The 12,154-nt window shown below is 71.9% G+C and carries 12 protein-coding genes; 3 read left to right on the forward strand and 9 right to left on the reverse strand.

Annotated features, from left to right (window positions below):
- Positions 1-37 precede the first annotated feature (37 nt).
- The gene (locus tag OG522_RS14310) at positions 38-1,009 is read left to right on the forward strand and encodes a DMT family transporter (RefSeq protein ID WP_329463370.1); all 972 of its coding nucleotides are present in this window, start codon (positions 38-40) and stop codon (positions 1,007-1,009) included.
- 109 nt (positions 1,010-1,118) lie between these two features.
- Here the strand turns inward: OG522_RS14310 and OG522_RS14315 are convergent, their stop codons facing one another.
- On the reverse strand, positions 1,119-1,475 hold the full coding sequence (locus OG522_RS14315; protein ID WP_329463371.1) for a DUF1330 domain-containing protein: 357 nt from the start codon (positions 1,473-1,475) through the stop codon (positions 1,119-1,121).
- A gap of 223 nt (positions 1,476-1,698) precedes the next feature.
- The gene (locus OG522_RS14320; protein ID WP_329463372.1) at positions 1,699-2,736 is read right to left on the reverse strand and encodes an NAD(P)-dependent alcohol dehydrogenase; all 1,038 of its coding nucleotides are present in this window, start codon (positions 2,734-2,736) and stop codon (positions 1,699-1,701) included.
- A gap of 158 nt (positions 2,737-2,894) precedes the next feature.
- Between OG522_RS14320 and OG522_RS14325 the strand changes: the two genes are divergently transcribed.
- Positions 2,895-3,749, forward strand: a complete 855-nt coding sequence (locus OG522_RS14325; RefSeq protein WP_329463373.1) for a helix-turn-helix transcriptional regulator — start codon at positions 2,895-2,897, stop codon at positions 3,747-3,749.
- Positions 3,750-3,765: 16 nt separating this feature from the next.
- Here OG522_RS14325 and OG522_RS14330 read toward each other — a convergent pair whose 3' ends face one another.
- Together OG522_RS14330 and OG522_RS14335 are read right to left on the reverse strand one after the other, a co-directional pair.
- Positions 3,766-5,034 carry a L,D-transpeptidase gene (locus OG522_RS14330; RefSeq protein WP_329463374.1) on the reverse strand — a complete coding sequence of 423 codons (1,269 nt, stop codon included), beginning with the start codon at positions 5,032-5,034 and terminating at the stop codon, positions 3,766-3,768.
- A 183-nt stretch (positions 5,035-5,217) separates the two neighbouring features.
- On the reverse strand, positions 5,218-5,544 hold the full coding sequence (locus OG522_RS14335) for a hypothetical protein (RefSeq protein WP_329463375.1): 327 nt from the start codon (positions 5,542-5,544) through the stop codon (positions 5,218-5,220).
- Between the two features lie 107 nt (positions 5,545-5,651).
- Between OG522_RS14335 and OG522_RS14340 the strand changes: the two genes are divergently transcribed.
- Positions 5,652-5,933: an LPXTG cell wall anchor domain-containing protein gene (locus OG522_RS14340; RefSeq protein ID WP_329463376.1), complete on the forward strand. Its 282-nt coding sequence runs from the start codon at positions 5,652-5,654 to the stop codon at positions 5,931-5,933.
- A 98-nt stretch (positions 5,934-6,031) separates the two neighbouring features.
- Here OG522_RS14340 and hutH read toward each other — a convergent pair whose 3' ends face one another.
- The 5 genes from hutH to OG522_RS14365 all read right to left on the reverse strand — a co-directional run bounded on the left by hutH (position 6,032) and on the right by OG522_RS14365 (position 12,138).
- Positions 6,032-7,573: a histidine ammonia-lyase gene (gene hutH, locus OG522_RS14345; RefSeq protein WP_329467583.1), complete on the reverse strand. Its 1,542-nt coding sequence runs from the start codon at positions 7,571-7,573 to the stop codon at positions 6,032-6,034.
- Positions 7,574-7,745: 172 nt separating this feature from the next.
- The gene (locus tag OG522_RS14350) at positions 7,746-8,879 is read right to left on the reverse strand and encodes a GGDEF domain-containing protein (RefSeq protein ID WP_329463377.1); all 1,134 of its coding nucleotides are present in this window, start codon (positions 8,877-8,879) and stop codon (positions 7,746-7,748) included.
- 113 nt (positions 8,880-8,992) lie between these two features.
- Positions 8,993-9,781 carry an enoyl-CoA hydratase/isomerase family protein gene (locus tag OG522_RS14355; protein ID WP_329463378.1) on the reverse strand — a complete coding sequence of 263 codons (789 nt, stop codon included), beginning with the start codon at positions 9,779-9,781 and terminating at the stop codon, positions 8,993-8,995.
- 148 nt (positions 9,782-9,929) lie between these two features.
- Positions 9,930-11,120 carry an adenylate/guanylate cyclase domain-containing protein gene (locus tag OG522_RS14360; RefSeq protein WP_329463379.1) on the reverse strand — a complete coding sequence of 397 codons (1,191 nt, stop codon included), beginning with the start codon at positions 11,118-11,120 and terminating at the stop codon, positions 9,930-9,932.
- A gap of 163 nt (positions 11,121-11,283) precedes the next feature.
- The gene (locus OG522_RS14365; protein WP_329463380.1) at positions 11,284-12,138 is read right to left on the reverse strand and encodes a biotin--[acetyl-CoA-carboxylase] ligase; all 855 of its coding nucleotides are present in this window, start codon (positions 12,136-12,138) and stop codon (positions 11,284-11,286) included.
- Between the last annotated feature and the right edge of the window lie 16 nt (positions 12,139-12,154).

Here is a 12,154-nt window from a genome sequence, read left to right on the forward strand (position 1 = left end):
TAGTTGTCCGGGAACGGCGATCAGCGAGGGCGGACCGATGCGCACTGGGCGAGGGACCGGCGTGCCCATGGCGCTCGGCGTCGTCGCCGCCGGCTGTTTCGCGACCAGCTTCGTACTCAATCGCGAGATGAGCGTGGCGGGCGGCTCCTGGCTGTGGAGCGCGAGCCTGCGCTATCTGTTCATGCTGCCGCCGCTCGTGCTGCTCGTGTGGATGCGCGGCGGGCTGCCCGGGGTGGTACGGGGCCTGCGGGCCCGGCCCTGGTCCTGGCTCGGCTGGTCGACCGTCGGGTTCGGCCTGTTCTACGCGCCGCTGACCTGGGCGAGCCGGGCCGGCGCGGGCTGGCTGCTCGCGGCGACCTGGCAGTTGGTGATCGTCGCGGGGATCCTGATCGGCGGACGGGTGCCGCGGCGCACGCTCGCGGTCTCGCTGCTCATCGTCGCCGGGGTCGCCCTCGCCCAGACGCAGAACGCGCACGGCCTGGACGCGGGGACACTCGCGCGGGTCGTCGTGCCGGTACTGGTCGCGGCCGTCGCGTACCCGCTCGGCAACCGCAGGCTGCTCGGCCGCGACGGGCTCGACGGGGTGCAACGCACGCTCGCGATGACGGTCGGCTCAATGCCGTTGTGGGTGGTCCTCGCCGGTGCGGCGGGCCTGCGCGTGGGGGCGCCGGGGCGCGACCAGGTCGTCCAGTGCCTGATCGTGGCCCTGGTGTCGGGGGTGGTGGCGACCACCCTGTTCTTCCGCGCCACGGATCTCGTACGGGACCGCCCGGCCGCGCTGGGTGCGGTGGAGGCGACGCAGGCCGCCGAGGTGCCCTTCACGCTGGCGGGCGAGGCCCTGGTGACAGGCGTCGCGACCCCGGCCCCGGCCGGCTGGGCGGGCCTCGCACTCATCATCGGCGGCCTGTGCCTGCACGCCCTGCACCGACCCCCGACCACCCCGCGCCCCTACGCCGCGCCAACTCCCCCAGAAGCAGCCCCCGTTGAGGCCCAGGCCCCCGGGGCATAGGACGCACGCGGCCGGGCGGCGGCCGCCTGGCGTGGGCCGCCCTGCTCTCGACCGGCGGAGACGGCCTCGCGGCCCCATGGGTTCGGCGCAGCCAACCGGCACAGCAGGGCTATCCCTGCTGCATGGCACGCATCGCCGCCGCCGTGTGCGCGGCGTCGTAGCCCGGCGCCACCCCCTCCACCAGCACCACGTCCCCGGCCATGTGGTCCGTACGGAAGGGCAGGAGCTCCTGGTAGGCGGCGGAGTCGTACCACCCGCGGGCCTCGTCCATACCCGGGAACTCGATGATCACCAGAGCCTTGGTCCACTGCCCCTCGCGGACGTCGAGTGTGGCGTTGTGCACGAGGAAGCGGCCGCCGAAGGGGTCGAGCGTGGACTGGATGCGCTCCATGTAGACCAGGACCCGCTCGTCGATGTCCTCGACGCGGGCCGGCGGGCACAGGTTGCCGATGGCGTAAGCGGTCACGATGTCCTCCTGGTGTGGTCTCCCCTGCGAACGGTTCGATCCTGCCGGGCCCGTCGGCGCCGGTCGATTACCCCCCAGGTAAGCGGCGAGACAGCGCGAAACCCCGCAGGCGGCGGGGCCTGCGGGGTTTCGCGCGCTCAAGGTCCGGTCGGATCGTCGCGACTCGGATCGCCACGGCTCAGACCGCCGCGAACCAGATCCTCACGACTCGGATCCCCACGGATCAGATCGTCGCGGCGTCGATAACGAACCGGTAGCGCACATCGCTGGCGAGCACCCGCTCGTACGCCTCGTTGATCTGGTCCGCGCGGATCAGCTCGATCTCGGCGCCCAGGCCGTGCTCGGCGCAGAAGTCGAGCATCTCCTGGGTCTCGTCAATGCTGCCGATCATCGAACCGGCGAGGATCTTGTTGCCGCCTATGAGGCCGAACATGTTGAGGGAGTTCGGCTCCTCGGGGGCGCCCACGTTGACGAACGCGCCACCCGTCTTCAGGAGCGAGAGGTACGCGCCCAGGTCGAGCGGGGCGGAGACGGTCGAGACGATCAGGTCGAGGGAGCCCGCGAGCTGCTTGAAGGTGTCCTCCTCGCTGGTCGCGTAGTAGTGGTCGGCGCCGAGCTTCAGGCCGTCGTCCTTCTTGCGGAGCGACTGGCTGAGCACGGTCACCTCGGCGCCGAGCGCGTGCGCGATCTTGACGCCCATGTGGCCGAGGCCGCCGAGGCCGAGAATGGCGACCTTCTTGCCGGGGCCCGCCTGCCAGCGCTTGAGCGGCGAGTACAGGGTGATGCCGGCGCACAGCAGCGGGGCCGCGACGTCCAGCGCGATGCCTTCGGGAATGCGCAGGGTGTGGTCGGCGTCCACGACGATGTGCGTGGAGTAGCCGCCGTAGGCGGGCTCGCCGTCCCGGCCGATCGAGTTGTACGTGGCGACGCCGTCCGAGCAGAACTGGTTCTGCCCCGACAGACAGGCTTCGCACTTCCCGCAGGAGTCGACGAAACAGCCGACCCCGGCGCGGTCGCCGACCTGGAACTTGGTGACGGCGGAGCCGACCTCGGTGATCACACCGGCGATCTCGTGGCCGGGCACCATCGGGAAGATGGCCTGGCCCCAGCCCTCGCGGGCCTGGTGGATGTCGGAGTGGCAGATCCCGGAGTACTTGATGTCGATGAGCACGTCGTTCGGGCCCACCGGACGGCGCTCGATGGTGGTGCGCTCCAGCGGAGCCTTGGCGGCGGGGGCGGCGTAGGCGGCGACGGTGGTCATGCCGTTCTCCTCAGATCTTTGGGGTACGTGGCCAAGCGTGCCCGAATCCCCGCAGGTCACCCAGGCCTCTGTTCTGCCTACGTCCACCGTGCGTACCACTGACAGGGTCAGGCTGGCGGTCGTATGACCACCGTGCCGACGGCGGATACTGGGGTGTCATGGACCAGCGCGCCGAACTCAGCGAATTCCTCCGCTCCCGCCGGGCCCGGCTGAAGCCCGAGGACGTGGGGCTGCCCGACCACGGTCGGCACCGCCGGGTGCCCGGCCTGCGCCGGGAGGAGCTGGCGCAGCTGGCCGGGGTGTCGGTGGCGTACTACACGCGCCTTGAGCAGGGCAACGCGCAGAACGTCTCCGTGGAGGTCCTGGAGGCGATCGGGCGGGCGCTGCGTCTGAACGACATCGAGCAGGACCACCTCAGCCACGTCGCCAAGGGCAAGGCGAAGAAGAAGCGCGCGTCGGCCTGCCGGCCGCAGCAGGTGCGTCCGGCGCTCCAGCAGCTGATCGACGCGATGGAGGGCGTGCCCGCCTACATCGTCGGCCCGCGCCTGGACGTCCTCGGCTGGAACCGGATGGCGGCGGCCCTGCTCGGCGACATGTCCCAACTGCCGCCACAGGAACGGAACTTGGCGCGCCAGGTCTTCCTCGATCCGGCTTCGCGTTCGCTGTACGTCGACTGGCACAGCAAGGCCGTCGACATGGTGAGCGTGCTCCGGCTGTGTGCGGGCTGCTACCCGGACGATCCCCAACTGACCGCGCTGATCGGCGAGTTGTCGGTCAAGAGCGAGGAGTTCCGCACCATGTGGGCGGCGCACACGGTCGCCGAGAAGGGCCACGGCATGAAGCGGCTGCGCCATCCGGTGGTGGGCGAGCTGACGCTCGCGTACGAGACGCTGAAGCTGCCGGACGCGCACGACCTGTCCCTGATCACCTTCCACGCGGAGCCGGGCTCCAAGTCGGAGGAGTCGCTGCGGCTGCTCGGCAGCTGGAGCGCCGAGCAGCCGGTCCGGACCTGACGGCCAGGGGGGCCGGTCAGACGGCGGAGCCGGCCTTCCACTGGGCCCAGCTCAGGTTCCAGCCGTTGAGGCCGTTGTCGGGCTGGACCGTCTTGTCGTGGGAGTTCTTGACGATCACGACGTCACCGGTGATCGAGTTGTTGTAGAACCAGGCGGCCGTGGTGCCGTTGTCGTTGGCGCCCTTGGTGTCGGACAGGCCGACGCAGCCGTGGCTGGTGTTGGCGCTGCCGAAGATGGACTTCGCGCCCCAGTAGTTGCCGTGGATGAAGGTGCCGGAGGCGGACAGGCGCATGGCGTGCGGCACGTCCTTGATGTCGTACTCGCCCTTGCCGTCGTTGTCCGTGAAGCCGACCGTCGCACCGTTCATGCGGGTCTCCTTGTACTTCTCGGAGATCACCATCTGGCCGTTGTACGTCGGGTGGTCGGGCGAACCCGCGGAGATCGGGATGGTCTTCACGACCTTGCCGTCCTGGGTGACGGTCATGGTGTGGGTGTTCGCGTCGACGGTGGAGACCTGGTTGCGGCCGATCTTGAAGGTGACCGTCTTCTCCTGGACCCCGGTGATGCCGTTGGAGGCCTCGACGCCGTCCAGGTCCATCTTCATGGTGACGGTCGAGTTCTCCTTCCAGTAGTCCTGCGGGCGGAAGTCGAGGCGCTGCGAGCCGAACCAGTGCCCGACGACCTCCTGACCGCTGCTGGAGGAGACCGTGATCTTGGACTGAACGTCCTTCTTGTTCGTGATCGCCTTGTCGAAGTTGATCGACACCGGCATGCCGACGCCGACCGTGGAGCCGTCCTCGGGGGTGAAGTTGCCTATGAAGCTGTTCTGCGGGGAGACGGTGGTGAAGGAGGCGTTCTCGTGCGCCTGGCGCCCCTTGGCGTCCGCCGCGGTCGCCGTGATCTTGTACGTCGCCGAACGCTGCAGCGCGTTGTCCGGGGCCCAGCTCAGGCCGTCGGCGGATATCTTCCCGGCGACCTTGGCGCCGTCGGCGGAGGTCAGAGTGACATCGGTCAGCTTGCCGTCGGCGACGGTGACCTTGGTGTCGCTGTTGATGCCGACGTTGTTCGCGCCGTTCTTCGGGGAGATGGTGATCTTCGCGTCCGAGGTGTCCTTCTCGGCGGCCTTGTCGGCCTGCGACTGCGCCGACTTCGAGCTGTCGGCCACGCCGGCCTTGGCGTCGTTGCCGTTGCAGGCCGACAGGGCCAGTACGCCGCCGAGCACCGCACACGCGGCCATGAGGCTCCGCTTGCGCCGCTTACTCTCCGTCTTCACACGCTTCTCCATCGTCGCCGTCCCCCAGAGCCATCACGTCTAGAACATCAGACTGCTCGATCGCGTTCCGCAGTGGGGGTGAATGTGGGGCACACCACGCGTTCGAGGACGGGGTGGGGCGGGCCGGTGCAAGATCACCAAAACGCCGCCCCGCGCCCGCCGCCGCTCGTCCACCGCCCGGCTCAGCACATCGCGTCAGTCCTCGTCGTTGCCGTCCTCCTCGTCCAGGTCCCACTCCTCGTCGTCGGCGTCGTAACCGACCCGCTCGCTGCTCCAGGAGGCCTGGGCCAGCTCCACCCCCGGCAGCGCCTCCACGAGACCCACGGGGTCCACGAGGTAGGCGAGGGCCTCCGCTCCGTCTTCCCGCACCGCGGCCTCGGCATGCGTGCGTTCCTCGGGCTGCATGGACGGGTCCTCGGCGATCCGGTCGAGGGCGGCCGCCGCCAGCTTGTCCGCGTCCCCGACCTCAAGGACCAAATCGATGCGGAGGCGTACATACCGTGATGTCTCTACTTCGCTCATGCGAGGGAGCGTAGGCCCGGGGCGCCTGCGACTTTCCCGCGACCCGCTGCTTTCACTAGCATCAGCGCATCCCGCCAATTCGACGTACTCGCAAGGGGATCGCTCACTTGTCCGTCGCCCGCCGTCCCCTGCTCACCGCCACCGCCGCGGGCTCGCTGCTCTGCGCCCTGTGGTTCGTGCCGTCCGCCAACGCCACGGACGAGCAGCGCCCCTCGTCCGCCCCCGCGCCCGTCGCGGACCGGGCCGCCCCCGCCACCGCCGAGAACACCCTCGCCCTCGCCGACACCGGCAGCGCGAACACCTCCCCCTACCTGGTCGGCGGCTCGCTGTTCCTGGGCCTGGGGGCGGGCTTCGTGACGTATTCGGTCCGCAGATCGAGTAGTTGCTGAGGCGGCGGGGCAGAGGCCTCAACTGCCGCCGCGCACAAGGAAAAGGGCCGCCCGGGATGGTGACATCCCGGGCGGCCCTTGCGTACGGCCATGGTGACTCAGGCGAGCGGGCCCGTCACCGGCTCCACCGCGGCGACCAGCTTTCCTTCGCGTACGAAGGCGTCGGCGGCGGCCAGGTCGGGGGCGAGGAAGCGGTCCGGGCCGGGGCCCTGGACGCCGGCCGCGCGGGCTGCGGCGATGGCGGCCTGTGTGGCGGGCGCGGGGGTGAGGCCCTTGCGCAGCTCGATGCCGCGGGTCGCCGCGTACATCTCGACGGCGATGATGCGGGCGAGGTTGTCGACAGCGGTGCGCAGCTTGCGCGCGGCCGACCAGCCCATGGAGACGTGGTCCTCCTGCATGGCGGAGGACGGGATGGAGTCGGCGGACGCGGGCACCGCGAGCCGCTTCATCTCGCTGACCAGGGCGGCCTGGGTGTACTGGGCGATCATCAGGCCGGAGTCGACGCCGGCGTCGTCGGCGAGGAACGGCGGCAGGCCGTGGCTGCGGTTCTTGTCGAGCAGGCGGTCGGTGCGGCGCTCGGCGATGGAGCCGAGGTCGGCGGCGACGATGGCGAGGAAGTCCAGGACGTAGGCGACCGGGGCGCCGTGGAAGTTGCCGTTGGACTCGACGCGTCCGTCGGGCAGCACCACCGGGTTGTCGACGGCGGAGGCCAGCTCGCGCTCGGCGACGGTCAGGGCGTACGCGATCGTGTCGCGCCCGGCGCCGTTGACCTGCGGGGCGCAGCGCACCGAGTAGGCGTCCTGGACGCGCGGCGCCTCTTCCTCCTGGAAGTGGCCGGTCAGACCCGAGCCCTTGAGCACGGCCAGCATGTTGGCGGCCGAGGCGCCCTGGCCGGGGTGCGGGCGGATGGCGTGCAGTTCGGGGGCGAGCACCTTGTCGGTGCCGAGCAGCGCTTCGAGGGAGAGGGCCGCGGTGATGTCGGCGGAGGTGTAGAGCTTCTTCAGGTCGGCGATGGCCATGCAGAGCATGCCGAGCATGCCGTCGGTGCCGTTGAGGAGGGCGAGGCCCTCCTTCTCGCGCAGCTCGACCGGGGTGATGCCGGCTGCGGCGAGCAGCTCTGCGGCGGGCTTCACGACGCCGTCGGGACCCTCGGCGTCACCCTCGCCCATCAGCGTCAGGGCACAGTGCGAGAGCGGCGCGAGGTCACCGGAGCAGCCGAGCGAGCCGTACTCGTGGACGACCGGGGTGATGCCCGCGTTGAGCACGTCGGCCATGGTCTGGGCGACGGAGGGGCGTACGCCGGTGTGCCCGGAGGCGACGGTCTTCAGGCGCAGGAACATGAGGGCGCGCACGACCTCGCGCTCGACCCGCGGGCCCATGCCGGCCGCGTGCGAGCGCACGATGTTGCGCTGGAGCTGGGCGCGGAGTTCGGGGCTGATGTGCCGGGAGGCGAGGGCACCGAAACCGGTGGAGACGCCGTACACCGGCTCCGGCTTGGCAGCCAGCGCGTCGACGATCTCTCGCGCCTTGGCCAGGGCGTCGACGGCCTCGGCGGAGAGCTCGACCCGGGCGTTGTGCCGGGCCACGGCGATGACGTCCTCGGGGGTGGTCCCGGAGGTCCCCACCACGACAGTGTGCATATCCATATTCAGCACCCTACGGATTGAATCCCGTCATGTCACTAGCGGGGAGGGGGTGGGCTCCTTACCGAATCCGGCGGGCCCCGGGCTCTTGAGGGCGTGCAGGGAACTGCGCGATCAGTCGCGCACGGCCCGCGCACCAACGGAAGGTCCGGGGGCGCGGCCCCAGCGTCTACCCCCGCCCCCGGAACCGGCGCCGGTCGTGCGGGGCGGGCGGCGGGGTGTCCGCGAGCCGCAGCACCCCGCCGTCCCGCCCCGCCACCACCGGCTTGACCGCACGCGCGGCCTTCGCGCGGTACTGCGCCGCGTCGGCGAGACGGAAGAGCCGCCGCGCCGAGCGCACCTCGCCGATGGGGTCGCCCGTGGAGGCCACCCCGCACGCGACGCCCTCGCCGAGCTCCAACTCCCCTGCGCGCAGGCAGAGTTGCTCACCGACCGCCACCACCTCGTCGGCGGACGGGCCCACCGAGAGGAGGCAGAACTCGTCGCCGCCGAGCCGCGCGGCCAGCGCCCCCGGCAGCATCGCCCCGCACAGCGAGAGCACCGAGCCGAAGCGCTCAAGGAGGCGGTCGCCGACCGCGTGGCCCTGGGTGTCGTTGACCCGTTTGAGGCCGTTCAGATCGCAGACGACGAGGCTGACGACCGCCCCTTCGGTACGGTGCCGCTCGACCGCCTCGTCGAGCCTCATGTCCACGGCCCGCCGGTTGGCGAGCCCGGTGAGCGGATCGGTGAAGGCCAGGCGGCGTACTTCTTCGAGGCGCTCGGTCTGCGCGATGCCCGCCGCCGCGACCGAGGCGAGCACGGTCGCGAAGTCCGCGTCGGCCGCGTCGAAGACAGCCATCACGACCGGTCGCGCGACATACAGCTCGCCCCAGGCCCGCCCGTGCAGCACGATCGGTGCGACCACGCAGCACCCCCGGCCGCGCCGGCGCAGGGCGGTCACCCTCTCGTGGCAGTACCCCGCCTCCCCGCCGGGCGGCTCGACGGCGGTCTCGACCCAGGCGTTCGGCTCACCGCCGCCCGCCCAGCGCTCGTGCAGGAACTCGGTGATCTCCGGGAACTGGTGCACGGGGTACGTCTCGTCCTCGGGGAACTCCTCCTCCCCCGCGGCCCGTTCGCCGTCGTTCACCAGCACCCGCAGCCGGCCGAGGTCGCGCTCCCAGACCGACAGCGCGGCGAAATTCCCACCGAGCGCCTCGCGCGCACCGTGCGCGGCGGCCCGCCAGGACTCGCGCGGTGTGTGCGTCGCGGCCATCGCCTGCGCCAGCGAAACCACGGCCCGCAGCCGGGCATCCTCTCCACCCATTCCTCCAGCTTAGGGAGGTATGCGAGGTTTGACCGCCGGGACGCCAGGCTACGGCTACGGCTACGCGAACGACACCGGCCCGCCGGGCCCCGGCGCACCCGGGGTCACTCCGGTCACTCCCCGGGCCACACCGGCTTGCGCTTCTCGTTGAACGCGGCCACGCCCTCCGCCCGGTCGCCCGAGAAGGCCACCGACCGCCACGCCGCGTCCTCGACCTCCAGGCCGGCCCGCAGGTCGAGGCCCTGCCCGAGCCGCATCGCGCGCTTCGCCGCCCGCAGCCCGACGGGCGAGTTGGAGGCCATCCGGCCCGCGAGCGCGAGGGCTTCCGTGCGGGCGTCGTCGGCCAGGACGTCGACGAGTCCCAACTCCCTTGCCTCGACGGCCTCGACACGGCGCGCGGTGAAGACCAGCTCGGCGGCGCGCGCGGCGCCGACCCTGCGCGGCAGCAGCTGCGTACCGCCGCCGCCGGGGATCACGCCGACCGACACCTCGGGCAGACCCACCACGGCGGTGGCGTCCGCCACGATCACGTCACAGGCCAGCGCCAACTCGAAGCCGCCACCCAGGGCGAAGCCGTGCACGGCGGCCACGGTGGGCATCGGCAGTTCGAGCACGCCGGTGTAGGCGGCGCGTGCGGTGGGCCGCTGGCGCACCAGCTCCGCGTCCGTGAAGGAGTTGCGCTCCTTCAGGTCGGCGCCCACACAGAACGCCCGCTCGTGGGTCGACGTCAGCACGGTGACCCGGGCGTCGCGGTCGGCGGCGAGCGCGTCGCAGGCGGCGGCGATGGAACGGGCCATCTCCGTCGAGACCGCGTTCATGGCCTTGGGCCGGTCGAGCACCAGCTCGGCGACGAACCCCTCGCGCCGTACGACGACGTACTCCCCGAACCGCTGCTCAGCCATGCGAACCCCTCCGCGTTAACGAACGTTACGTCGGGAGTGATCCTAGGTGTCGCGCCGCTACCTCAGCCAGGGCCGTCCGGGCTCCGAGCGGGCTTGGCGACCAGCCACCACGCGCCCGCACCCGAGCCACTCGGTTCCCGCGGAGCGCTCAGGCTTCGCGCCGGTGCAGGAGCCAGGGCTCCACGACGCCGAGTCCGCGCACCGGGCGCTGCCACATGGGCTGGAGCGCGAAGCGGTACTTCGGCACGGCGGCCGGCTCCTCGCCCTCCTTCTCGGCCGCGGCGGCCTCCTCTGCGGCCTGGGCCTCGGAGACGGGGGCGTCGCCGGTACGGGCCAGCTCCTCCGCGAACGCCCCGTCGACCAGAACGGCGTCCTTCGGAGCTATCGAGGTGAGCCGGCTCGCGAGGTTCACGGTCGTGCCGAACACGTCGCCCATCCGGGTCGTGACGGTGCCGAACGCGATGCCCACGCGCAGCTCGGGCATCGTCTCGTCGCCCGCCATGGTCTCGATCAGCCGCAGCGAGATCTCGGCGGCGGTCCCGGCGTCGTCGGCCGCGAAGAGGACTTCGTCGCCCAGCGTCTTGATGAGCCGCCCGCCGTGGGCCGCGACCAGATCCGCGGCGGTCGTCTCGAAGGCCTCGACGAGCTCGCCGAGCTCCTCCTCCTCCAGGCGCCGGGTGAGCCGGGTGAACCCGACGAGGTCGGCGAAGCCGACGGCGAGGCGGCGGTCGACCATCTCCTCGTCGTCGGCAGCCTGCACCACGCGTCCCGTGGCGGCGGCCAGCTGCCGCCGCCAGACGTAGACCAGGAATTCCTCCAGCTCCGGCAGGAGCAGTTCGACCAGCGGATACGTGACTTCCGTACGGGTCATGCCGGGCTCGGGCGGCTCGGTCAGGCCCTCCAGAAAAGAATCAATCTGCCATTCGGCCAGCCGGGCGGTGGTCTGCCCGGTGGAGCGGGCCACCTGCACCGCCATCGGCTCGCTGAGCAGCCCCGCCTCCACGAGTCCGGCAAGCCGCCGCAGGGCGAGCACGTCGGCCTCGGTGAGCGCCTTGGCCTGCCCGATGTCGGCGAACCCCATGGCCCGCCAGAACCGGGACGCCAGCTCCATGGAGACGCCCGCCGTACGGGCCGCCTGGAAGGGGGTGTAGCGCCGCTCGGCGCCGAGGATCAGCTGCTCAAGGCGGATGGCGAGCGGGTCGTCGGTCGGCTCGGCGGTGTGGTCGACCTCGTGGTGCGGGGTCGGATACGCGGAGGACGGGGGGTCCGAAGGGGTGCCGGCGCCGCGGCCGTCACCGGTACCGGCGTCCGCGCCGGACCGTGTCTCGTCGACGGTCACCGGCCGCCTCCTGCCCGTTGCCTGCGCACTGCCCTGCCGATCTGTCGCTGGATCGGCCCCCACGATACGGCAGGTGTGCCGTAGCTCACGTCCGCTCCCCTCGGTAGGGGCCCTTGGTCCCTTCCCCGCCCGCCCCGGGTGCCCGGCGGGTGGGAAGGCACCCTCATGCCGGGCGCAGGTGGACGATGTCGCCCGCCGCCACCGGCCGCTGCACGCCCTCTTCGGTCGCGAGGACGAGCCGCCCGTCCCCGTCGACGGCCACCGCCTCGCCCCGTACCGACTGCCCTCCGGGCAGCTCCGCCCGCACCGGGCGGCCCAGCGTCGCGCAGTTCGCCGCGTACGCCTCGTGGAGCCCGGACGCCACCGGGTCGCCCGACGCCGCGCGCCACGCCTCGTACCGCTCCTCAAGGGAGCGCAGCACCGCCCGCAGCAGGGTGTCGCGGTCGGTGGAGACGGCCTCGGCGAGCGCGAGGGAGCCCGCGCCCGGCACGGGGAGTTCGTCGGCGCGCAGGGTCACGTTGAGGCCGATGCCGACGACGACGGCCTCCGCTCCGGCCCGCTCCGCGAGGATTCCGCCCGCCTTGCGCTCCTCGCCGTCCACGGTGACCAGGAGGTCGTTGGGCCATTTGAGGGCCACCTCCACGCCCGCCGCCCGCGCGAGCCCGCCGGCCACCGCGACCCCGGTGAGCAGCGGCAGCCATCCCCACCGCTCGACCGGCACCGACTCCCCCGGCTTCAGCAGTACGGAGAAGAACAGCCCGGAGCGCGCCGGCGCCGACCAGCGCCGGTCCAGGCGGCCGCGCCCCGCGGTCTGCTCCTCCGCGATCAGCACCGCGCCCTCGGCCAGTGCGTCCGCCTTCGCCGCGAGGTCGGAGTTGGTGGAGCCGGTCGCGGTCAGCACGTCAAGCGAGGTCCACAAGCTCTCCGGCCGCAGCAGGGCGCGGCGCAGCGCGGTGGCGTTCAGGGGCGGCCGGTCGAGGTCGGACCAGCGGCTGTCGGATGCGTCCGGAGGTGTCATGCAGCCAGGTTAGGCG

Source organism: Streptomyces sp. NBC_01431 (genome assembly GCF_036231355.1).
In the GTDB taxonomy this organism is placed as follows: Bacteria; Actinomycetota; Actinomycetes; order Streptomycetales; family Streptomycetaceae; genus Streptomyces.